The following is a 19,116-nucleotide window of genomic DNA, read 5'->3' as shown; positions in this document are numbered from 1 at the left end:
GCTTTGTCCGGGGGCCGGTGCGCGCCGGCCCCTCACCTTGGGGCACCATTGCCCGGGGTTGATGTAGGATGGGGTTGAACCCCATCCTACGGGATCAGAACGAATCCTCGAATTTCTTGGCGAGGTCCTCGATGTTGTCGGGCGGCCAGTCCTCGACATCCATGCCCAGGTGCAGGCCCATGCCCGAGAGCACTTCCTTGATCTCGTTGAGCGACTTGCGGCCGAAGTTCGGGGTCCGCAGCATCTCGGCCTCGGTTTTCTGGATCAGGTCGCCGATATAGACGATGTTGTCGTTCTTCAGGCAGTTTGCCGACCGGACCGACAGCTCCAGCTCGTCCACCTTCTTCAGCAGCAGCGGGTTGAACTCGAGCCCGTCATCGTCGTCCTGGCGGGCGGCGTTTTCGGGTTCGTCGAAGTTCACGAAGATCGACAGCTGGTCCTGCAGGATGCGCGCGGCAAAGGCGACGGCATCGTCGGGCGTGATCGCACCGTCGGTTTCCACCTTCATGGTCAGCTTGTCATAGTCCAGCACCTGGCCCTCGCGGGTGGGCTGCACGTCATAGCTGACCCGCTTGACCGGCGAATAGATCGCGTCGATCGGGATCAGGCCGATCGGGGCGTCCTCGGGCTTGTTCTTCTCGGCCGAGACATAGCCCTTGCCGGTGTTGACGGTCAGTTCCATGTAGAGGTCGGCGCCGTCATCCAGATGGCAGACCACATGGTCGGGGTTCAGCACCTCGATGCCCGCGCTTTCGCTGATGTCGGCGGCGGTGACGACCGCCGGGCCCTTGGCCGAGATGGTCAGGCGCTTGGGGCCCTCGACTTCCATCCGCAGGCTGACGCCCTTGAGGTTGAGGATGATGTCGGTCACGTCCTCGCGCACACCGGCGACCGAGGAAAACTCGTGCAGAACGTTGTCGATCTGCACCGAGGTGATGGCCGCGCCCTGAAGCGAGCTCATCAGGATACGGCGCAGCGCGTTGCCCAGGGTCAGGCCGAAACCGCGTTCCAGCGGTTCGGCGACCACGGTGGCCTGACGTGCGGGATCGTTGCCGGGCTTGACGTCAAGCTGCGTGGGCTTGATCAGTTCCTGCCAGTTCTTGTGGATCATGTGTGCCTCCATTCCTGTCCGCGCCCCATGTCCGGGAAGGCGCGAACGCCCGAGGTTTTGAATGACGTATCGGGGCCGCGCGCGATGCGGCGGCCCCGAAAGCAGTCGGTTCCGATCAGACCCGGCGACGCTTCGGCGGGCGGCAGCCGTTATGGGCGATCGGGGTCACGTCACGGATCGAGGTGATGTTGAACCCCACCGCCGCGAGCGCGCGCAGCGCGCTTTCACGGCCCGAACCGGGCCCCTGCACTTCGACCTCGAGCGTCTTCACGCCATGTTCCTGCGCCTTGCGGCCGGCATCTTCGGCGGCCAGCTGTGCGGCATAGGGGGTCGATTTGCGCGAGCCCTTGAAGCCCATGGTGCCGGCGGACGACCACGAGATCGCGTTGCCCTGCACGTCCGAGATCAGGATCTTGGTGTTGTTGAACGAAGAATTCACATGCGCCACGCCGGTGGCGATGTTCTTGGAGACCTTTTTCTTGCCTCCGCGGCGGGTATCGCGTGCCATCGGTGCGTCTCCTTATTTCTTCTTGCCGGCGATCGGCTTCGCCGGGCCCTTGCGGGTGCGGGCGTTGGTGTGGGTCCGCTGGCCGCGAACCGGCAGGTTGCGGCGGTGGCGCAGGCCACGGTAGCAGCCCAGGTCCATCAGGCGCTTGATGTTCATCTGCACTTCGCGGCGCAGGTCGCCTTCGACGGTAAAGTTGGCGTCGATATGTTCGCGGATCTGCAGAACCTCGGCGTCGCTCAGTTCATTGACCCGGCGGGCGTGGTCGATGCCGACCGCGTCGCAGATGGCCTTGGCCGAGGTGTTGCCGATACCGGTGATATAGGTGAGGGCGATGGGAACCCGTTTGGCAGTCGGGATGTTTACGCCGGCAATACGTGCCACGTGTCACTTTCCTTTCGTTGCGGTTCCGTAGCTCCAGAACCTTTTTTCACAACGCTTGGGCCTTGGCAGTGCCGCCAGCGGGCCGCAGCATTTCATGAGGTGATCCTGCCGGGCGAACGAATCCGACCCCCGGCAAGGCGATTCCCCTGCGGGATGGGGGTCGATAAGGGGTTTTTCCGGGCGGGTCAAGCCCCGGCGGGCACCGCGTCCAGCGCGGCGGCGATCGCCGCCTGCACGTCGCCGATCTCGCCCAGCCCGTTCACCTTCGCCAGCTTGCCCTTGGCGTGGTAATAGCCGATCAGCGGCGAGGTCTTCTTGTAATATTCCATCAGGCGGTTGCGCAGCGAATCCTCGTTGTCATCCGCCCGGCGCGTGAACTCTGTGCCGCCGCAATTGGCGCAGGCGCCATCGGCCGGGATCGGCCTGGACAGGTCGTTATAGACCTCGCCGCACCCCGCACAGGTCGACCGCGCGGTGATCCGCGCCACCAGCGCGGCATCGTCGACATCCATCTCGATCACGGCGTCGAGGCTCTGGCCGGTGGCGTCGAGCAGGTCGCCCAGCGCATCGGCCTGGGCCAGGGTGCGCGGGAAGCCGTCGAAGATGAACCCGCCGCCATTGGCGCCATCGAGCTTCTCGCGGATCAGGCCGATCACGATCTCGTCGGTCACCAGGTCGCCACGGGCCATCACCTCGGCCACGACCCGGCCCATCTCGGACCCGCTTTCACGGGCTTCGCGCAGCATGTCGCCGGTGGACAGCTGCACCATGCCGCGGCTCTCGACCAGATGGCGTGCCTGGGTGCCCTTGCCCGCACCCGGCGGGCCCAACAATATGATATTCATCGACGCGCCGGCCCTTTTCTTCCCCGTTTCCGTCCACCCTTGCCTCGCAGCTGGGATTTCTCGATCAGCCCTTCGTATTGATGCGCCAGAAGGTGGCTCTGGGCCTGCTGGATCGTGTCCATCGTGACGCTGACCACGATCAGCACCGAGGTGCCGCCGAAATAGAACGGAATGGCGAACTGGCCGCGCAGGATCTCGGGCAGCATGCAGACCGCCGCCAGATAGGCCGATCCCAGCACCAGCACCCGGTTCACGACATATTCGAGATATTCCGCCGTCTTCTTGCCGGGCCGGATGCCGGGCACGAACCCGTTCTGCTTCTTCAGGTTGTCGGCCACGTCATCAGGTTTGAACGACACGTTGAAGGTGTAGAAATAGGTGAAGAACACGATCATCGCGGTGAAGAACAGCAGGTAGAGCGGCTGGCCAGGACCGAAATTGGCCAGCAGCCAGGACATCACCGGACCGGTGGCGGTGGACTGGCTGAAGGTCGAGATGGTCACCGGCAGCAGCAGCAGCGACGACGCGAAGATCGCCGGGATCACGCCGGCCGGGTTGACCTTGACCGGCAGGTGCGACGACCCGCCGTCATAGACCTTCATGCCGACCTGGCGGCGCGGATACTGGATGTGGATCTTGCGCAGGGCGCGTTCCATGAACACCACGAAGGTGATCGTCACCAGAACCATCAGGATGACGCCGACGATGACCGCAGGCGACAAGGCGCCCGAGCGGCCCGAGGCAAAGAACTGGGCCAGCGCCGCCGGGATCTCGGCGATGATGCCGACGAAGATGATCAGCGAAATGCCGTTGCCGATGCCGCGGGCGGTGATCTGTTCGCCCAGCCACATCAGGAACATGGTGCCGCCCACCAGCGTGATCATGCAGGCCATGCGGAAGAACATGCCCGGATCGGTGGCCAGTTCGCCCGATTCCAGCGAGACCGCCAGCGCGTAGGCCTGCAGGGTTGCCAGCGCCACGGTGCCGTAGCGGGTATACTGGTTGATCTTCTTGCGGCCCTGTTCGCCCTCTTTCTTGAGCTGTTCGAGCTGCGGGACCATCGCGGTCAGCAGCTGCACGATGATCGAGGCCGAGATATAGGGCATGATGCCGAGGGCAAAGATGCCCATCCGCCCCAGCGCGCCGCCGGTGAACATCGAAACCATGCCGCCGATGCCCTGGCCGGCCTGTTCCATGAACTCGCGCAATGCCGCGCCGTCGATGCCCGGAACCGGAATGAACGTGCCGAGGCGATAGACGATCAGAAGCCCCAGCGTGAACAGGATGCGGTTGCGCAGATCGGTTGCCTTGCCGAGCGCGGCCCAGCTCGTGTTGGCCGCCATCTGTTCTGCTGCTGATACCATGTAAGCGGTCTCTTTTGCGAAAAACGCCGCCCGGAACCGTTTTCCGGCTCGGGCGGCGCTTCAGGAAAACTCAGAGGCTATGTAAGCGGCGCGGACGCCGCCCACAAGCCGTTACTCGGCCGCGGCCGCGACCTTCAGCGAACCGCCCGCCTTTTCAACCGCCTCGATGGCAGCCTTGGACGCGCCGGTCACCTCGAGGTTCACCGCCGAGGTGATCTCGCCCTTGGCCAGGATACGGACGCCATCGAGCTTGCGGCGCACCAGGCCGGATGCGACCAGCGCATCCTCGGTGACTGCCGAACCGGCGTCGATCTTGCCCGCGTCGACGAATTTCTGGATCAGGCCGAGATTCACCACCGCGAAGGCCTTGCGGTTCGGCTTGTTGAAGCCGCGCTTGGGCAGGCGCTGGTAGAGCGGCATCTGGCCGCCCTCATAGCCGTTGATCGCCACACCCGAACGGGATTTCTGACCCTTGATGCCACGGCCGCCGGTCTTGCCGGTGCCGGACCCCGGCCCGCGGCCCACGCGTTTGCGGGATTTGACCGCGCCGGGATTGTCACGAAGTTCGTGCAGTTTCATGTCGCTTCTCCATTGCCGGATGTGACCCCCGAAGCGTGTGGGGCCAACCACGGCGTTTCTTGATTGATTCCCGTGGCCGCTGCGGACCACCGGGGGCGTATAGACCCACGCCCGGCGGGGATCAAGGGCAAAGCCGCCGGCGACCGGATGCCCCAGATACCCCGGATGTCCATGCGGCAGTGGCAGCCCTCCAGCCCACCCCGATGCCGGCAGGTCGCGGGTCCGCAAAGCGGAACGCCCCGGGTTTCCCCGGGGCGCTCTCCTTCCTCCCATTCAACCTTGCGCAGGCGGCGGTCAGCCGCGCTCCTCGACGATCTCGACGAGGTGCGGGATCTTGTTGATCATGCCGCGCACCGACGGGGTGTCCTCGAGTTCGCGGGTCTTGTGCATCTTGTTCAGGCCCAGGCCGATCAGCGTTTCACGCTGCTTGGCGGGGCGGCGGATCGGCGAGCCGATCTGCTTGACGACGATGGTTTTTGCCATGGTCCGGTCTCCTTACGCTTCGGCCGGCTCGGCCGGAGCCGCGTCCCGCTTGGGCAGGATGTCGGCCACTTTCTTGCCGCGACGCTGCGCAACCGAACGGGGGCTCTGTTCTTTCTTCAGCCCGTCGATGGTGGCGCGGATCATGTTGTAGGGGTTCTGCGACCCGATCGACTTGGACACCACGTCCTTGATGCCCAGCATCTCGAACACGGCCCGCATCGGACCACCGGCGATGATCCCGGTCCCTTCCGGCGCGGTGCGCATGACCACCTTGCCGGCACCGTGGCGACCTTCGATGTCATGGTGCAGGGTGCGGCCTTCGCGCAGCTGTACGCGGATCATCTGGCGCTTGGCCTGTTCGGTCGCCTTGCGGATTGCCTCGGGCACTTCCTTGGCCTTGCCCTTGCCAAAGCCGACACGGCCTTTCTGGTCGCCGACCACGACGAGCGCGGCAAAGCCGAAGCGCTTGCCACCCTTCACGGTCTTGGACACGCGGTTGATCGCAACCAGGCGATCTGCGAATTCCGGGGCTTCTTCGCGGTCGCGGCCACGTCCCCGGCGGTTGTCACGTTCTGCCATCAGGCATTCCTTTCTGTCAGGCGCTCGGCGCCGGTCGTTCAATCGCAGTGGGCCGCGCGGCCCCCCGATCATCGAGGCAGGCAAGCCCGCCTTCACCATGGATGGGGTTGAACCCCATCCTACCGCGGCCGGTGGCCGGTAGGATGGGATTTGATCCCATCCTAGATCTTCAGCCCGCCTTCACGCGCGGCGTCGGCGAGTGCCTTCACCTTGCCGTGAAACAGGAAACCGCCACGGTCGAAATAGGCTTCCTCGACCCCGGCCGCCTTGGCGCGTTCGGCGATCACCGAACCGATCCTGGTTGCCGCTTCGACGTTGTTCTTGCCGACGAGGCCCAGATCCTTTTCCATGGTCGAGGCCGCGGCAAGGGTCACACCGCGCACGTCGTCGATCAGCTGCACGCTGATGTTCTTGTTCGAGCGGTGGACGGACAGCCGGGGGCGGCCCGCATTGACCTTGCGGAGCTTGTTCCGAACGCGCAGGCGGCGTTTCAGAAACAGGGTGCGTTTGCTGTTTGCCATTGTTGCGTTCCTTACTTCTTCTTGCCTTCCTTGCGGAAGATATACTCGTCCTTGTACTTGATACCCTTGCCCTTGTAGGGCTCGGGCTTGCGCCAGGCGCGGATGTTCGCCGCAACCTGACCGACGAGCTGTTCATCGGTGCCTTCGACCACGATCTGCGTCTGCTTGGGCGCGGTCACGGTGACGCCTTCGGGCGCCTCGAAATCCACGTCATGCGACAGGCCGAGGTTCAGCTTCAGCGTGTTGCCCTGCATCTGGGCACGATAGCCCACACCGTTGATCTCCAGCTCTTTCTTGAAGCCTTCGGTCACGCCGGTCACCAGGTTGGCGACCATGGTGCGGGACATCCCCCATTGCTGGCGGGCACGCTTGGATTTGCCGCGCGGATCGACCTTGACCACGTTGTCTTCGACCGTGATCGTCACGTCGTCGGTCGCGGTGAAGCTGCGGGTGCCTTTCGGTCCCTTCACCTCGACGGTCTGGCCGGACACGGTGGCGGTGACGCCACTGGGCAATTCGACCGGTTTCTTGCCAATACGAGACATTTGCCGGACCTCCTCAGAAGACGGTGCAGAGCACTTCGCCGCCAATATTCTGGCTGCGAGCGTTCGCATCCGACATCACGCCCTTCGGCGTGCTGACAATCGACACGCCCAGGCCCTGACGGACCTGCGGGATGTCCTTGACGCCCATGTAGACGCGACGGCCGGGCTTGGAGACCCGCTTGAGTTCGCGAATGACAGGTTCGCCTTCGTAGTATTTCAGGCTGATCTCGATCGCCGGGTGGCCATTGGCGCCGGTGGTTTTCTCGTAGCCGCGGATGTAGCCTTCGTCCGCGAGCACGTCCAGAACCCAGCCGCGCAGCTTCGAGCCGGGCGTCGACACGGTGGACTTGCCGCGCATCTGCGCGTTGCGGATGCGGGTGAGCATATCGCCGATAGGATCGTTCATATCACTCTCTCCCTTACCAGCTCGATTTCACCATGCCGGGGATCTGCCCGGCCGAGCCGAGGTCGCGCAGGGCGATCCGACTGATTTTCAGCTTGCGGTAATAGGCATGCGGACGCCCCGTCAGCTGGCAGCGGTTGTGCAGACGGGTCGCCGAGCTGTTGCGCGGCAGCTTGGCCAGTTTCAGACGCGCCTTGAAGCGCTCTTCCATCGGGCGGCTTTCGTCATTCGCGATCTCTTTGAGCTCGGTGCGCTTCGCGGCATATTTGGCCACCAGGCGCTCGCGCTTCTTTTCGCGTTCGATCATTGCTTTCTTAGCCATGTCTTCTCTCTCCCCGCGCTTCAGCTGTTGAAGGGCATGTTGAAATGCTTCAACAGCGCCTTGGCTTCCGCGTCGGTTTTCGCGGTGGTGGCAATTGCGATGTCCAGGCCCCAGGCTTCGTCGATCTTGTCAAAGTCGATCTCGGGGAAGACGATGTGTTCCTTGATGCCCATGGCATAGTTGCCGCGGCCGTCGAAGGACTTGCCGGACACGCCGCGGAAGTCACGCACGCGCGGCAGCGCGATGGTGATCAGGCGGTCGAGGAATTCATACATGCGGTCGCCACGCAGGGTCACCTTGGCCCCCAGCGCCATGCCTTCGCGGACCCGGAAGCCGGCGATGGATTTCTTGGCGGCGGTCACCACGGCATTCTGGCCGGCAATCGCGGTCAGGTCCGCCTGGGCCGACTTGGCTTTCTTGGAGTCCTTCACCGCCTCGGCACCGCAGCCGATGTTCAGGACGATCTTGTCCAGACGCGGGATCTGCATGTCGTTGGCATAGCCGAACTCTTCCTTCAGCGCCGCGCGGATGCGGTTGCGGTAGTCGGCCTTCAGGCGCGGGGTGTAGTTCGCGGAATCAAGCATCGATCACGTCCCCCGTGGTCTTGGCAAAGCGGACCTTCTTGTCGCCGTCCATGCGGAAGCCGACGCGGGTCGGTTTGCCGTTTGCGTCCAGGATCGCCAGGTTCGACAGGTCGATCGGCATCGCCTTGGGCAGGCGGCCGCCCTGGCTGGTCTGGCTCTGGCGGGTGTGGCGGATGGCGATGTTGAGGCCATCGACAACGGCCTTGCCGGCCTTGGGGTCAACAGAGGCGATGGTGCCTTCCTTGCCCTTGTCCTTGCCGGCCAGCACGACGACCTTGTCGCCCTTTTTCAGTTTCGCAGCCATCTTACAGCACCTCCGGGGCGAGCGAGATGATCTTCATGAAGTTCTTGGCGCGCAGTTCGCGCACGACCGGCCCGAAGATACGGGTGCCGACGGGCTCCATGTTGTTGTTGAGGATGACGGCGGCGTTGCGATCGAAACGGATCGCGGTGCCGTCTTCGCGGCGCACTTCCTTGGCGGTGCGCACGACGACGGCCTTGCGCACGTCGCCCTTCTTGACGCGGCCGCGCGGGATGGCTTCCTTGACCGAGACGACGATGATGTCGCCCACGGACGCATATTTGCGCTTGGAACCACCCAGGACCTTGATGCACTGAACCCGGCGGGCGCCGGAGTTGTCAGCGACATCCAGATTGGTCTGCATCTGGATCATGTGGTTTCTCCCGACCTATGGGGGCTGGTCTCTTTCTGTCCCCCAGGGTTTCGCTGATACCGAAAGGCTCTGCCGGCTTACGCCTCCAGAACCTCCCAGCGTTTGGTCTTCGATTTCGGCGCGCATTCGATGATGCGGACCGAATCACCTACCTTGTAGGTGTTCTTCTCATCGTGAGCCCGGTACTTCTTGGACTTGCGGATGGTCTTTTTCAGAACCGGGTGGGTGAAACGGCGTTCCACCAGCACCGTGACGGTCTGCGCGTTGGTGTCCGAGGTGACGGTTCCCTGCAGGATACGCTTGGGCATTGGATTACTCCTCCGATGCCGCGGCAGCGGCCTTTTCGTTCAGGATCGTCTTGACGCGCGCGGCATTGCGGCGCGCGGCACGGATGCCGGCGGTGCTTTCCAGCTGGCCGGTGGCCTGCTGGAACCGCAGGTTGAAGCTCTCTTTCTTCAGGCTGGCCAGCTCTTCGCGGAGCTGGTCCGGCGTCTTGTCACGCAGTTCGTTGGCGTTCATCGCCCATCTTCCTTTCTCAAAACACCAGAGAGCCCCGGTTTCCGGGTCACCCTCGACCTGGTGGATGACTGACAGACATGCGAATCCCCCGCCATGGCGGGTGATCGCAGGATGCCGCTCTATAGGGGAGTTGCCGCAACAGGGCAAGGGGGTGATTTCATCGCCGCCGCGAACCCTGTTCCGCAGGCCGTCTGGCGGTCAGGGCGCCTGGGCGCCAGCGGCAAAAACCGGCGCGTTGCAGGGGAACGCAGGTTCCGCCGGCAGGTGCGCCCGGCCGCAGCGGCGGATGCGGGGCGATCCCGGCGCCGTTTCACATGACGGCTCACAGGGCGGAGCGCGTGGCGACCCGCCCGTGACCCGGGGTGAACGGGCGGCCCGTGGCCGGGCCGCCCGTCAAAACCTTATTGCGCGATCGGGGCGCAGACGGTTGCGCCCTCGTCGGTCACCGCGACTTCATAACCGGCAACGCAGCTCGGGGTCCCTACCTTGTCATAGGTCGGCTGCAGGTAAACAGGCTCGGGTTCCTTTGCACAGGCTGCAACGCCAAGAACGAACGCGCCAAGCACGATATGCTTCAGTGTCATGGTCTTCTATCCCTCGTTTATCGAGTATGTGCCCCGGATGATTCCCGGAAGAGGAGAATTCCTCAGGCGCAGTTTTACACTTTCAGCGGTTTCTGTCGATGCGTCGATCCGTATCCGGGGCCACATGAGCGAATCGTTGCACGCAGCGCACAGGAAACGGAAAACCCCCGCCGGCATCCCGGCGGGGGTTTCTGTTTCCTGCATCCGGTGCCGCCCGCACGGGCGGCGGCGGTTTACCAGTCCTCGCGGACCACGACGCGGGTCTTGATCGGCAGCTTCATCGCCGCCAGGCGCAGGGCCTCGCGGGCGATGCTGTCCTCGACACCGTCGATCTCGAACATCACGCGCCCCGGCTTGACCTTGGCCGCCCAGAAATCGACCGAGCCCTTGCCCTTGCCCATCCGGACCTCGGTGGGTTTGGAGGTCACCGGCGTATCCGGGAAGATCCGGATCCAGACGCGGCCCTGGCGTTTCATGTGCCGGGTCATGGCACGGCGCGCGGCTTCGATCTGGCGTGCGGTAACGCGCTCAGGCTGCAGCGCCTTGAGCCCGTAGGATCCGAAGTTCAGATCCGAACCGCCCTTGGCCAGGCCGTGGATGCGGCCCTTGTGCTGCTTGCGGAATTTGGTTCGCTTTGGTTGAAGCATCTTTCATTCCTCCTCAGCGACGGCCACCGGCGCCACGGGGGGCCGGACCATCCTGGAGTTCCTGCGCCTTGCGGTCCCGCGCGGACGGATCATGTTCCATGATCTCGCCCTTGAAGATCCAGACCTTGATGCCGATGATGCCATAGGGCGTCGAGCCTTCGGCATTGGCGTAATCAATGTCTGCCCGCAGGGTATGAAGCGGCACGCGGCCTTCGCGGTACCATTCGGTCCGGGCGATCTCGGCGCCGCCGAGGCGGCCCGCGACGTTCACCCGGATACCCAGGGCACCCATGCGCATGGCGTTCTGCACCGCGCGCTTCATGGCGCGGCGGAACGACACCCGGCGTTCCAGCTGCTGGGCGATCGATTCCGCCACCAGCTGGGCGTCCAGTTCCGGCTTGCGGACCTCGACGATGTTCAGGTGCAGTTCGCTGTCGGTCATGGCCGCCAGCTTCTTGCGCAGGGCTTCGATATCCGCGCCCTTCTTGCCGATGATCACGCCCGGACGCGCGGTGTGCACCGTCACCCGGCACTTCTTGTGCGGGCGTTCGATGATCACGCGGGCGACACCGGCCTGCTTGCACTCGGCCTTGATGAAATCGCGGATCGCGATGTCCTCGAGCAGCAGATCACCGTAATCCTTGGTGTCCGCATACCAGCGGCTGTCCCAGGTGCGGTTGACCTGAAGGCGCATGCCGATCGGATTGACTTTCTGTCCCATTAGGCTTGCTCCTCAACTTGACGCACCTTGATGGTGAGTTCCGAGAACGGCTTGATGATCTTGCCGAACCGGCCACGGGCCCGCGGGCGACCGCGTTTCAGGGTCAGGTTCTTGCCCACATAGGCCTCGGCGACGACCAGTTCGTCCACGTCCAGGTTGTGGTTGTTCTCGGCGTTGGCGATCGCAGACTGAAGGCATTTCTTCACGTCCTGCGCGATCCGCTTGTTCGAGAAGGTGAGATCGGTCAGCGCCTTTTCCACCTTCTTGCCGCGGATCATCGCCGCCACCAGGTTCAGTTTCTGCGGGGACGTGCGAAGCATACGGGTCTTGGCCATTGCTTCGTTTTCGGCCACGCGGCGGGGGTTCTTTGCCTTGCCCATGACTTACTTCCGCTTCGCTTTCTTGTCGGCCGCGTGCCCGTAATAGGTGCGGGTCGGCGAATATTCACCGAACTTCTGGCCGATCATGTCTTCGGACACCGACACCGGAACGTGCTTGTGGCCGTTGTAGACACCAAAGGTGAGCCCCACGAACTGGGGCAGGATGGTCGAACGCCGCGACCAGATCTTGATCACGTCGTTGCGGCCGGATTCGCGCGCAGCCTCGGCTTTTTTCAGCACATAGGCGTCGACGAAGGGGCCTTTCCAAACAGAGCGGGTCATCTATCAGCGCCCTTTCTTCTTGGCGTGCCGCGAGCGGATGATCAGCTTGCTGGACGCCTTGTTCTTGTTGCGGGTGCGCGCACCCTTGGTCGGCTTGCCCCACGGGGTCACCGGGTGACGACCGCCGGAGGTCCGGCCTTCGCCGCCGCCATGCGGGTGGTCGATCGGGTTCATCACGACACCGCGGACAGACGGGCGCACGCCCTTGTGGCGCATGCGGCCGGCCTTGCCGAAATTCTGGTTGCTGTTGTCGGGGTTCGACACCGCGCCCACGGTAGCCATGCATTCCTGGCGCACCATCCGCAGCTCGCCCGAGCTCAGGCGGATCTGGGCGTAACCGCCATCGCGGCCGACGAACTGGGCATAGGTGCCCGCGGCGCGCGCGATCTGACCGCCCTTGCCGGGCTTCATCTCGATGTTGTGAACGATGGTGCCGATCGGCATGCCCGCGAACGGCATCGCGTTGCCGGGCTTGATGTCGGCCTTGGCGCTGGCGACGACCTTGTCGCCCACGGCCAGACGCTGCGGCGCCAGGATATAGGCCTGTTCGCCATCGTCATATTTGATCAGCGCGATGAAGGCGGTCCGGTTCGGGTCGTATTCGATCCGCTCGACGGTTGCCGCCACATCCATCTTGTTCCGTTTGAAGTCAACGATCCGGTAGAGACGCTTTGCGCCACCGCCACGGCGGCGAGAGGTGATCCGTCCGGTGTTGTTCCGGCCGCCCGACTTGGTCAGACCCTCTGTGAGGGATTTGACCGGACGCCCTTTCCAAAGCTCCGAACGGTCGATCAGCACCAGCCCGCGCTGGCCCGGCGTCGTCGGCTTGTACGACTTGAGTGCCATGCTTTCTGTCTTCCGTTTAGCGTGCAGGCCCTTGGGTTGTTGTCTTTGGACCCGCTATGTTGAAAGCCCCCTGTGCATCTTGCCACGCAAGCGCACGAGGTTGCCAAAGTATAGGGCCCCGAAGGTCCCCGGTTGCAAAAATCACGGGCCCCGGAACGAATCCGGGGCCACGGGATTGGGCGGAGTTAGCAGAGAACGCACCGGCCGTCCATAGCCGCGTCGGTTTTTTGTGACGCCGTCCCGCCCACCACCTGCCGCGCGGCGCCAGCGGGCTGGACGGCCCGTCGCCGGTATGCAACCTCTTTCCCAAGCGCGGGGCTTTAGGCGACATGAAACCCAAGATCCTGACCACACTCCGGACCTATGACAGGCAGCTGTTTTCCGCGGACCTCGCAGCGGGGATCACCGTTGCGATGGTGGCCCTGCCGCTGAGCCTCGCGATCGCGATAGCCTCTGGCGCCGAACCGGCCAAGGGCCTCGTCACCGCCATCGTCGCGGGGTTCCTGATCTCGCTGCTGGGGGGCAGCCGGGTCCAGATCGGCGGGCCGACCGGGGCGTTCATCGTCGTCGTGTTCGGTGTCATCGCCGAGCACGGCCATGACGGGCTCGTCATTGCCACCTTCATGGCCGGGCTGATCCTGCTGGTGGCCGGGTTCCTGCGGGCCGGGCGGCTGATCCAGCTCGTCCCCGAGCCGGTCATCAATGGCTTTACCATCGGGATCGCCATCATCATCGCCACCAGCCAGCTCAACGACCTGTTCGGGCTGTCGATGTCAGAGGTTCCCGCCGAGTTCTTCGGCAAGCTCGGGGCCCTGTGGCACGCGCGCGACAGCCTGAACGTGCCGACGCTCGCGATCGGGCTGGTCACCATGGCCCTGATCGTCGTGCTCAGACGCGCCGCGCCGCGCTGGCCGGGCCTGATCGTGGCGGTCGCGATCACCTCGGCCCTGGTGGCGCTGTTCGATCTGCCGGTCGACACGATCCAGTCGCGGTTCGGGGACCTGCCGCGCGGCCTGCCGGCCCCCACAATTCCGGCGCTGGACACGGCCCGCGTGGTGGAATTGCTGCCATCGGCCTTCATCATCGCCTTCCTGGCGGGTGTCGAATCGCTGCTGTCGGCGATGGTCGCGGACCGGATGATCGCCGGCCGGCACCGCTCCAACGCCGAACTGATCGCGCAGGGCGCGGCCAACCTGGGCTCGGCGCTGTTCGGCGGCCTGCCCGCGACCGGGGCCATCGCGCGGACCGCGACCAATATCCGCGCCGGCGGCAAGACGCCCGTCGCCGGGCTGGTTCACGCGCTGACGATCCTGCTGGTCATGCTGGTTGCGGCGCCTCTGGCGGGATACCTGGCCATGCCCGCGCTGGCCGGGTTGCTGATCCTGACCGCATGGAACATGAGCGAACCGCACCGCTGGCCCGATTACCTGCGTGACCGCCGCTCGGAACAGTTCCTGCTGGTCGTGACGCTGGTGCTGACGGTGGTCGCGGACCTGACCATTGCCATCGGCGTCGGCGTGGCGATGGGGCTGGCGATCCGGTTGCAGCGCCGCGCGGTTCCGCCCTCGGACTGGAAGCCGCCGCAGCGCTAGCGCGTCTGGAAGGCGCGGGTCACGGGGAACCGACCGGGCAGCGGCGGATGAAACTTGATCGAGGTCAACGATTCCCGCTTTATTCCCGCCTAAATCTGTCGGAAAAGGAGCGGGACATGCGAGCGACCTGGCCAACCCTGATTCTCGGTGCCGCGCTGGCCGCCGGTGCGGTCGCGGCGACGCGCGGCGGCACACCCTATACGGTCGAGACTCTGGGCGAGGCGCTGTTCTTCGACACCAACCTGTCGGCGAACCGGACCCAGTCCTGCGCCAGTTGCCACGATCCCGACTATGCCTTCGCCGATCCGCGCGGCATGGCCTCGCCCGGCGATGACGGCGTGTCGCTGGGCGACCGCAACGCGCCCACGGCGAGCTACGCGGCCTTCAGCCCCGTCTTTCACCGCAATGATGACGGCGACTGGGTCGGCGGCCAGTTTCTCGATGGCCGCGCCGCCACGCTGGAGGACCAGGCCGGCGGCCCTCCGCTGAACCCGCTGGAAATGGGCATGCCCGACAAGGGCGCGGTCGTCGCACGGCTGCGCGAAAACCCCGATTACGTCAGCGCCTTTCCCGCGCTGTTCGGCGCCGGTGTCCTGGACGACGCCGAAACCGGTTACGCGGCGATGACCAAAGCCATAGCCGCGTTCGAACGCACGCCGCTGTTCAGCCCGTTCGATTCCAAATACGACCGTTTCCTGCGCGGCGAGGCCGAGCTGACCGACGAGGAGGAACTGGGCCGGCTGCTGTTCTTTTCCGAGCAGTTCACCAACTGCAACCAGTGCCACCAGCTGTCGCGCAGCCAGATAGACCCGCGCGAAACCTTCACCGACTACCGCTATCACAATATCGGAACGGCCGAGAATACCCGGCTGCGGGCGCTGAACGGGGTGGCGCCGGGCACGGTGGATGGCGGGCTGGCCGACAACCCGCAGGCCGCCGATGATCCTGCCGCCAGAGGCAGGTTCAGGACCCCGACGCTGCGCAATGTCGCCGTCACCGCCCCCTATATGCATAACGGCATCTTCAACGAGTTGCGCACGGTGGTGCGGTTCTACAATATCTACAACACCAAGAACGAGGCGATGCGGATCAACCCGGAAACCGGCCGGCCCTTTGGCCCGCCGATGGTGCCGCAGACGCTGTCGGCAAAGGAACTGACCCACGGCCCCGCCCTCGACGACCGCCGCATCGACGCGCTGGTGGCGTTCCTGAAAACCCTGACGGATGCGCGCTACGAGCACCTGCTCGAGGACTGACGCGGCCCCGGTCGCCTGACCGGCCAGTGCCCGCATCGATCCCGCAAGCACAAAAAAACCCCCGCTTGCGCGGGGGTTTCCTTATTGTCACGAGGCCCTCGGTCAGAGACCGGTGGTCACGTCGATCGTGTTGCCCTCTTCCAGGGTCACATAGGCCTTCTTGACGTCTTTCCGCTTGCCGGGACGGCCGCGGAAACGTTTGACCTTGCCCTTGGTGATGGTGGTGTTGACCGCCTTCACCTTGACCCCGAACAGTGCCTCGACCGCTTCCTTGATCTGCGGCTTGTTGCTGTCGATCGCCACCTCGAACACGACGGCACCGGCTTCGGATGCCATGGTCGATTTCTCGGTGATGACCGGCTTGCGGATCACGTCGTAATGTTCTGCCTTCGCGCTCATTTCAGACGAGCCTCCAGTGCTTCGACACCCGCCTTGGTGAGCACCAGCGTGTCACGGCGGAGGATGTCATAGACGTTTGCGCCCATTGACGGCAGCACATCGAGACCCTCGATGTTGCGGGCGGCGCGGGCGAACGCTTCGTTCACCTGAGCCCCGTCGATCACCAGCGCGCGCTTCCAGCCCAGGTTCGCGACCTGCTTGGCCAGCGCACCGGTCTTGCCGTCCGCCTCGGCGGTGTCGATCACCACCAGTTCGCCGGCTTTCGCCTTCGCGCTCAGCGCGTGGCGCAGGCCCAGCTTGCGGAACTTCTTGGGCAGGTCGTGGCCGTGGCTGCGCGGGGTCGGACCCTTGTAGATACCACCCTTGCGGAAGATCGGCGCGTTGCGGTCGCCGTGGCGGGCGCCACCGGTGCCCTTCTGGCGATAGATCTTCTTGGTGGAATACGAGGTTTCCGACCGGGTCTTGACCTTGTGGGTGCCGGCCTGCGCGTTGTTGCGCTGCCAGCGCACCACTCGGTGCAGGATGTCCGCGCGCGGTTCCAGCCCGAACAGCTCGGCGTCCAGCTCGATGTCGCCGGCCTTGCCGCCGTCAAGCTTGATCACATCGAGTTTCATGCTTCACCCCCTTCCGCGGGTGCTTCTTCCGCGGGAGCTTCGGTTGCGGCCTTGAGACCAGCCGGGAACGGCACGCCCTCGGGCAGCTTCTTCTTCACGGCGTCCTTGACGGTGACCCAGCCACCCTTGGACCCCGGCACGGCGCCCTTGATGAACACCAGGCCGCGATCCGCGTCGGTCTTGACGACCTCGAGATTCTGGGTGGTCACGCGGGCAGCGCCCATGTGTCCGGCCATCTTCTTGCCCTTGAACACCCGGCCCGGTTCCTGGCACTGACCGGTCGAACCGTGCGAACGGTGCGAGATCGACACACCGTGCGACGCCCGCAGGCCGCCGAAATTGTGCCGTTTCATGGCACCGGCGAAACCCTTGCCGATCGAGGTGCCCGACACGTCGACCTTCTGGCCTTCGAGGAAATGGGTGGCCGAGATCTCGGCACCGACCTCGATCAGGTTGTCCGCGGACACCCGGAATTCGGCCAGCTTCCGCTTCGGCTCGACCTTGGCGGCCGAGAAATGGCCGCGCATGGCCTTGGACACGCGGTTGACCTTCGGCGAACCGGCGCCCAGCTGAACGGCGGTATAGCCGTCCTTGTCGGCGGTGCGCTGCGCGACAACCTGCAGGCCGTCCAGTTGCAGCACCGTCACCGGCACCTGCTTGCCATCTTCCAGGAACAGCCGGGTCATGCCGACTTTCTTTGCGATGATACCAGAGCGCATCTTCAATACCCTCCGATCTTACGACTGCAGCTTGATCTCGACATCCACGCCGGCCGCGAGGTCGAGCTTCATCAGCGCGTCCACGGTCTGCGGGGTCGGATCCACGATGTCCAGCAGCCGCTTGTGGGTGCGGATCTCGAACTGGTCGCGAGATTTCTTGTCGACGTGAGGCCCACGAAGAACCGTGAACTTCTCGATCTTGTTCGGCAGCGGGATCGGGCCGCGCACCTGCGCGCCGGTCCGCTTGGCGGTGCTCACGATTTCCTTGGTGCTGGCATCCAGCACGCGGTAATCGAACGCCTTAAGCCGAATACGGATGTTTTGGCTTTGCATTGTTATCGCCCTTTCAGGCCTTGGAGTTGATAGGAGGAGCGGCGGACCATCCGCCGCCCCTCGTCGAACCCGAGTGTGTTACTCGATGATCTTGGACACAACGCCCGCGCCGACGGTGCGGCCGCCTTCGCGGATGGCGAAGCGGAGGCCGTCTTCCATCGCGATCGGCGCGATCAGTTCCACCGTGAAGCCCACGTTGTCGCCCGGCATCACCATCTCGGTGCCTTCCTTCAGCGACACCGTCCCGGTCACGTCCGTGGTGCGGAAGTAGAACTGCGGGCGGTAGTTGCCGAAGAACGGCGTGTGGCGGCCGCCCTCGTCCTTGGTCAGGATATAGGCCTCGGCCTCGAACTTGGTGTGCGGGGTCACCGAACCCGGCTTGCACAGCACCTGGCCGCGCTCGACGCCGTCACGGTCGACGCCACGCAGCAGCGCGCCGATGTTGTCGCCGGCCTCGCCGCGGTCCAGCAGCTTGCGGAACATCTCGACACCGGTGCAGGTGGTCTTCTGGGTGTCGCGGATGCCGACGATCTCGATCTCGTCGCCCACGTTGATCACACCGCGTTCCACACGGCCGGTCACAACCGTGCCGCGGCCCGAGATCGAGAACACGTCCTCGATCGGCATCAGGAACGGCTGGTCCACCGCGCGCTCGGGCGTGTCGATATAGTCGTCGACCGCCTGCATCAGCTCGCGGATCTTGTTCTCGCCGATCTCGGGGTTGTTGCCCTCCAGCGCCGCCAGCGCCGAGCCGGCCACGATCGGGGTGTCGTCGCCCGGATACTCGTAGCTGTCCAGCAGCTCGCGGATCTCCATCTCGACCAGTTCCAGCAGTTCCTCGTCGTCGACCTGGTCCACCTTGTTCATGAACACCACGATCTTCGGAATGCCGACCTGGCGGCCCAGCAGGATGTGCTCGCGGGTCTGCGGCATCGGGCCGTCAGCGGCCGAACACACCAGGATCGCGCCGTCCATCTGCGCGGCACCGGTGATCATGTTCTTCACATAGTCCGCGTGGCCGGGGCAGTCCACATGCGCATAGTGGCGCGCGTCGGTCTCGTATTCCACATGCGCGGTCGAGATCGTGATCCCGCGCGCCTTCTCTTCCGGAGCGCCGTCGATCTGGTCATAGGCCTTGAAATCGCCGAAATACTTCGTGATCGCAGCCGTCAGCGTCGTCTTGCCGTGGTCAACGTGACCGATCGTGCCGATGTTCACATGCGGCTTCGTGCGTTCAAACTTTTCCTTTGCCATTGCAAAGCTCCTTTTCCTTGTTCGGATGGCGGGGTGAACTCCGCCCTACAGCTGGTGGGTAGGGCGGGGTT

Annotated in this window: 30 protein-coding genes; 2 read left to right on the top strand and 28 right to left on the bottom strand. The window is 64.5% G+C overall.

What is annotated here, in order from left to right; all coding sequences use genetic code 11:
* Positions 1-94: 94 nt before the first annotated feature.
* The 23 genes from C6Y53_RS10565 to rplB form a co-directional block, all read right to left on the bottom strand.
* Positions 95-1,111 carry a DNA-directed RNA polymerase subunit alpha gene (locus C6Y53_RS10565; RefSeq protein WP_106474045.1) on the bottom strand — a complete coding sequence of 339 codons (1,017 nt, stop codon included), beginning with the start codon at positions 1,109-1,111 and terminating at the stop codon, positions 95-97.
* A gap of 115 nt (positions 1,112-1,226) precedes the next feature.
* A complete protein-coding gene (gene rpsK / locus C6Y53_RS10560; RefSeq protein ID WP_106472402.1) occupies positions 1,227-1,619 on the bottom strand; it encodes a 30S ribosomal protein S11 in 393 nt (130 codons plus the stop codon).
* Positions 1,620-1,631: 12 nt separating this feature from the next.
* Positions 1,632-2,000 carry a 30S ribosomal protein S13 gene (gene rpsM, locus C6Y53_RS10555; protein ID WP_106472401.1) on the bottom strand — a complete coding sequence of 123 codons (369 nt, stop codon included), beginning with the start codon at positions 1,998-2,000 and terminating at the stop codon, positions 1,632-1,634.
* A 185-nt stretch (positions 2,001-2,185) separates the two neighbouring features.
* Entirely contained in the window at positions 2,186-2,845 is a 660-nt protein-coding gene (locus tag C6Y53_RS10550) for an adenylate kinase (RefSeq protein ID WP_106472400.1), read from the bottom strand.
* Positions 2,842-4,209 carry a preprotein translocase subunit SecY gene (secY, locus tag C6Y53_RS10545; protein ID WP_106472399.1) on the bottom strand — a complete coding sequence of 456 codons (1,368 nt, stop codon included), beginning with the start codon at positions 4,207-4,209 and terminating at the stop codon, positions 2,842-2,844. Before secY ends, C6Y53_RS10550 begins: the two co-directional genes overlap by 4 nt.
* 111 nt (positions 4,210-4,320) lie before the next feature.
* Positions 4,321-4,788, bottom strand: a complete 468-nt coding sequence (gene rplO, locus C6Y53_RS10540; RefSeq protein WP_106472398.1) for a 50S ribosomal protein L15 — start codon at positions 4,786-4,788, stop codon at positions 4,321-4,323.
* Positions 4,789-5,082: 294 nt separating this feature from the next.
* Positions 5,083-5,271 (bottom strand): 50S ribosomal protein L30, encoded by a 189-nt coding sequence (rpmD, locus tag C6Y53_RS10535; protein ID WP_089883735.1) that lies wholly within the window; start codon positions 5,269-5,271, stop codon positions 5,083-5,085.
* Positions 5,272-5,283: 12 nt separating this feature from the next.
* Positions 5,284-5,850 carry a 30S ribosomal protein S5 gene (gene rpsE / locus C6Y53_RS10530; protein ID WP_106472397.1) on the bottom strand — a complete coding sequence of 189 codons (567 nt, stop codon included), beginning with the start codon at positions 5,848-5,850 and terminating at the stop codon, positions 5,284-5,286.
* A 161-nt stretch (positions 5,851-6,011) separates the two neighbouring features.
* Positions 6,012-6,371 (bottom strand): 50S ribosomal protein L18, encoded by a 360-nt coding sequence (gene rplR / locus C6Y53_RS10525; RefSeq protein WP_106472396.1) that lies wholly within the window; start codon positions 6,369-6,371, stop codon positions 6,012-6,014.
* An 11-nt stretch (positions 6,372-6,382) separates the two neighbouring features.
* Positions 6,383-6,916 (bottom strand): 50S ribosomal protein L6, encoded by a 534-nt coding sequence (gene rplF, locus C6Y53_RS10520; RefSeq protein WP_106472395.1) that lies wholly within the window; start codon positions 6,914-6,916, stop codon positions 6,383-6,385.
* 13 nt (positions 6,917-6,929) lie between these two features.
* A complete protein-coding gene (gene rpsH, locus C6Y53_RS10515; protein WP_106472394.1) occupies positions 6,930-7,322 on the bottom strand; it encodes a 30S ribosomal protein S8 in 393 nt (130 codons plus the stop codon).
* A gap of 13 nt (positions 7,323-7,335) precedes the next feature.
* Entirely contained in the window at positions 7,336-7,641 is a 306-nt protein-coding gene (rpsN, locus tag C6Y53_RS10510) for a 30S ribosomal protein S14 (protein WP_106472393.1), read from the bottom strand.
* A gap of 20 nt (positions 7,642-7,661) precedes the next feature.
* The gene (gene rplE, locus C6Y53_RS10505) at positions 7,662-8,225 is read right to left on the bottom strand and encodes a 50S ribosomal protein L5 (protein WP_106472392.1); all 564 of its coding nucleotides are present in this window, start codon (positions 8,223-8,225) and stop codon (positions 7,662-7,664) included.
* Positions 8,218-8,529 carry a 50S ribosomal protein L24 gene (gene rplX / locus C6Y53_RS10500; protein ID WP_106472391.1) on the bottom strand — a complete coding sequence of 104 codons (312 nt, stop codon included), beginning with the start codon at positions 8,527-8,529 and terminating at the stop codon, positions 8,218-8,220. Before rplX ends, rplE begins: the two co-directional genes overlap by 8 nt.
* 1 nt (position 8,530) lies before the next feature.
* A complete protein-coding gene (gene rplN, locus C6Y53_RS10495; RefSeq protein ID WP_106472390.1) occupies positions 8,531-8,899 on the bottom strand; it encodes a 50S ribosomal protein L14 in 369 nt (122 codons plus the stop codon).
* A gap of 77 nt (positions 8,900-8,976) precedes the next feature.
* On the bottom strand, positions 8,977-9,207 hold the full coding sequence (gene rpsQ / locus C6Y53_RS10490; protein ID WP_106472389.1) for a 30S ribosomal protein S17: 231 nt from the start codon (positions 9,205-9,207) through the stop codon (positions 8,977-8,979).
* A 4-nt stretch (positions 9,208-9,211) separates the two neighbouring features.
* Positions 9,212-9,418, bottom strand: a complete 207-nt coding sequence (gene rpmC, locus C6Y53_RS10485; protein ID WP_106472388.1) for a 50S ribosomal protein L29 — start codon at positions 9,416-9,418, stop codon at positions 9,212-9,214.
* Between the two features lie 401 nt (positions 9,419-9,819).
* Complete coding sequence (locus C6Y53_RS10480; protein ID WP_106472387.1) at positions 9,820-10,002, bottom strand: hypothetical protein; 183 nt, start codon at positions 10,000-10,002, stop codon at positions 9,820-9,822.
* A gap of 233 nt (positions 10,003-10,235) precedes the next feature.
* Positions 10,236-10,649 (bottom strand): 50S ribosomal protein L16, encoded by a 414-nt coding sequence (gene rplP / locus C6Y53_RS10475; protein ID WP_106472386.1) that lies wholly within the window; start codon positions 10,647-10,649, stop codon positions 10,236-10,238.
* Between the two features lie 13 nt (positions 10,650-10,662).
* Positions 10,663-11,370 (bottom strand): 30S ribosomal protein S3, encoded by a 708-nt coding sequence (gene rpsC, locus C6Y53_RS10470; RefSeq protein WP_106472385.1) that lies wholly within the window; start codon positions 11,368-11,370, stop codon positions 10,663-10,665.
* A complete protein-coding gene (rplV, locus tag C6Y53_RS10465) occupies positions 11,370-11,750 on the bottom strand; it encodes a 50S ribosomal protein L22 (RefSeq protein ID WP_106472384.1) in 381 nt (126 codons plus the stop codon). Before rplV ends, rpsC begins: the two co-directional genes overlap by 1 nt.
* Positions 11,751-11,753: 3 nt before the next feature.
* Entirely contained in the window at positions 11,754-12,032 is a 279-nt protein-coding gene (gene rpsS / locus C6Y53_RS10460) for a 30S ribosomal protein S19 (protein WP_106472383.1), read from the bottom strand.
* A 3-nt stretch (positions 12,033-12,035) separates the two neighbouring features.
* On the bottom strand, positions 12,036-12,878 hold the full coding sequence (gene rplB, locus C6Y53_RS10455; protein WP_106472382.1) for a 50S ribosomal protein L2: 843 nt from the start codon (positions 12,876-12,878) through the stop codon (positions 12,036-12,038).
* A 329-nt stretch (positions 12,879-13,207) separates the two neighbouring features.
* Between rplB and C6Y53_RS10450 the strand changes: the two genes are divergently transcribed.
* Positions 13,208-14,470 (top strand): SulP family inorganic anion transporter, encoded by a 1,263-nt coding sequence (locus tag C6Y53_RS10450; protein WP_106472381.1) that lies wholly within the window; start codon positions 13,208-13,210, stop codon positions 14,468-14,470.
* Between the two features lie 116 nt (positions 14,471-14,586).
* Positions 14,587-15,726, top strand: a complete 1,140-nt coding sequence (locus tag C6Y53_RS10445; RefSeq protein ID WP_106472380.1) for a cytochrome-c peroxidase — start codon at positions 14,587-14,589, stop codon at positions 15,724-15,726.
* Between the two features lie 102 nt (positions 15,727-15,828).
* Here the strand turns inward: C6Y53_RS10445 and C6Y53_RS10440 are convergent, their stop codons facing one another.
* From C6Y53_RS10440 to tuf, 5 genes are all read right to left on the bottom strand, one after another.
* Positions 15,829-16,125, bottom strand: coding sequence for a 50S ribosomal protein L23 (locus tag C6Y53_RS10440; RefSeq protein ID WP_106472379.1), 297 nt, complete (start codon positions 16,123-16,125; stop codon positions 15,829-15,831).
* On the bottom strand, positions 16,122-16,739 hold the full coding sequence (gene rplD, locus C6Y53_RS10435; protein ID WP_106472378.1) for a 50S ribosomal protein L4: 618 nt from the start codon (positions 16,737-16,739) through the stop codon (positions 16,122-16,124). Before rplD ends, C6Y53_RS10440 begins: the two co-directional genes overlap by 4 nt.
* A complete protein-coding gene (rplC, locus tag C6Y53_RS10430; RefSeq protein ID WP_106472377.1) occupies positions 16,736-17,458 on the bottom strand; it encodes a 50S ribosomal protein L3 in 723 nt (240 codons plus the stop codon). The genes rplD and rplC overlap by 4 nt, the downstream gene beginning before the upstream one ends.
* An 18-nt stretch (positions 17,459-17,476) precedes the next feature.
* Positions 17,477-17,791, bottom strand: a complete 315-nt coding sequence (gene rpsJ / locus C6Y53_RS10425; RefSeq protein ID WP_106472376.1) for a 30S ribosomal protein S10 — start codon at positions 17,789-17,791, stop codon at positions 17,477-17,479.
* Between the two features lie 78 nt (positions 17,792-17,869).
* Entirely contained in the window at positions 17,870-19,045 is a 1,176-nt protein-coding gene (gene tuf, locus C6Y53_RS10420; RefSeq protein WP_106472375.1) for an elongation factor Tu, read from the bottom strand.
* Positions 19,046-19,116: the final 71 nt, after the last annotated feature.

The sequence above is a fragment of the Pukyongiella litopenaei genome (assembly GCF_003008555.2).
GTDB classification, from domain to species: domain Bacteria; phylum Pseudomonadota; class Alphaproteobacteria; order Rhodobacterales; family Rhodobacteraceae; genus Pukyongiella; species Pukyongiella litopenaei.
This window is presented reverse-complemented; position numbering and strand designations above follow the sequence as displayed.

Bases quoted from the DNA above. Each gene is read 5' to 3' on its own strand.
- rplB (WP_106472382.1), bottom strand. From the start codon at position 12,878: ATGGCACTCAAGTCGTACAAGCCGACGACGCCGGGCCAGCGCGGGCTG.
- rpsN (WP_106472393.1), bottom strand. From the start codon at position 7,641: ATGGCTAAGAAAGCAATGATCGAACGCGAAAAGAAGCGCGAGCGCCTG.
- rplO (WP_106472398.1), bottom strand. From the start codon at position 4,788: ATGAAACTGCACGAACTTCGTGACAATCCCGGCGCGGTCAAATCCCGC.
- rpsS (WP_106472383.1), bottom strand. From the start codon at position 12,032: ATGACCCGCTCTGTTTGGAAAGGCCCCTTCGTCGACGCCTATGTGCTG.
- rpsJ (WP_106472376.1), bottom strand. From the start codon at position 17,791: ATGCAAAGCCAAAACATCCGTATTCGGCTTAAGGCGTTCGATTACCGC.
- C6Y53_RS10450 (WP_106472381.1), top strand. From the start codon at position 13,208: ATGAAACCCAAGATCCTGACCACACTCCGGACCTATGACAGGCAGCTG.
- rpsK (WP_106472402.1), bottom strand. From the start codon at position 1,619: ATGGCACGCGATACCCGCCGCGGAGGCAAGAAAAAGGTCTCCAAGAAC.
- rplD (WP_106472378.1), bottom strand. From the start codon at position 16,739: ATGAAACTCGATGTGATCAAGCTTGACGGCGGCAAGGCCGGCGACATC.
- rpsH (WP_106472394.1), bottom strand. From the start codon at position 7,322: ATGAACGATCCTATCGGCGATATGCTCACCCGCATCCGCAACGCGCAG.
- rpmC (WP_106472388.1), bottom strand. From the start codon at position 9,418: ATGAACGCCAACGAACTGCGTGACAAGACGCCGGACCAGCTCCGCGAA.
- rplC (WP_106472377.1), bottom strand. From the start codon at position 17,458: ATGCGCTCTGGTATCATCGCAAAGAAAGTCGGCATGACCCGGCTGTTC.
- C6Y53_RS10565 (WP_106474045.1), bottom strand. From the start codon at position 1,111: ATGATCCACAAGAACTGGCAGGAACTGATCAAGCCCACGCAGCTTGAC.
- rplX (WP_106472391.1), bottom strand. From the start codon at position 8,529: ATGGCTGCGAAACTGAAAAAGGGCGACAAGGTCGTCGTGCTGGCCGGC.
- C6Y53_RS10480 (WP_106472387.1), bottom strand. From the start codon at position 10,002: ATGACACTGAAGCATATCGTGCTTGGCGCGTTCGTTCTTGGCGTTGCA.
- rpmD (WP_089883735.1), bottom strand. From the start codon at position 5,271: ATGGCAAAAACCATCGTCGTCAAGCAGATCGGCTCGCCGATCCGCCGC.
- rpsC (WP_106472385.1), bottom strand. From the start codon at position 11,370: ATGGGACAGAAAGTCAATCCGATCGGCATGCGCCTTCAGGTCAACCGC.
- rplV (WP_106472384.1), bottom strand. From the start codon at position 11,750: ATGGGCAAGGCAAAGAACCCCCGCCGCGTGGCCGAAAACGAAGCAATG.
- rpsE (WP_106472397.1), bottom strand. From the start codon at position 5,850: ATGGCAGAACGTGACAACCGCCGGGGACGTGGCCGCGACCGCGAAGAA.
- C6Y53_RS10445 (WP_106472380.1), top strand. From the start codon at position 14,587: ATGCGAGCGACCTGGCCAACCCTGATTCTCGGTGCCGCGCTGGCCGCC.
- rplR (WP_106472396.1), bottom strand. From the start codon at position 6,371: ATGGCAAACAGCAAACGCACCCTGTTTCTGAAACGCCGCCTGCGCGTT.
- tuf (WP_106472375.1), bottom strand. From the start codon at position 19,045: ATGGCAAAGGAAAAGTTTGAACGCACGAAGCCGCATGTGAACATCGGC.
- secY (WP_106472399.1), bottom strand. From the start codon at position 4,209: ATGGTATCAGCAGCAGAACAGATGGCGGCCAACACGAGCTGGGCCGCG.
- rplN (WP_106472390.1), bottom strand. From the start codon at position 8,899: ATGATCCAGATGCAGACCAATCTGGATGTCGCTGACAACTCCGGCGCC.
- C6Y53_RS10550 (WP_106472400.1), bottom strand. From the start codon at position 2,845: ATGAATATCATATTGTTGGGCCCGCCGGGTGCGGGCAAGGGCACCCAG.
- C6Y53_RS10440 (WP_106472379.1), bottom strand. From the start codon at position 16,125: ATGAGCGCGAAGGCAGAACATTACGACGTGATCCGCAAGCCGGTCATC.
- rplP (WP_106472386.1), bottom strand. From the start codon at position 10,649: ATGCTTCAACCAAAGCGAACCAAATTCCGCAAGCAGCACAAGGGCCGC.
- rplE (WP_106472392.1), bottom strand. From the start codon at position 8,225: ATGCTTGATTCCGCGAACTACACCCCGCGCCTGAAGGCCGACTACCGC.
- rpsQ (WP_106472389.1), bottom strand. From the start codon at position 9,207: ATGCCCAAGCGTATCCTGCAGGGAACCGTCACCTCGGACACCAACGCG.
- rplF (WP_106472395.1), bottom strand. From the start codon at position 6,916: ATGTCTCGTATTGGCAAGAAACCGGTCGAATTGCCCAGTGGCGTCACC.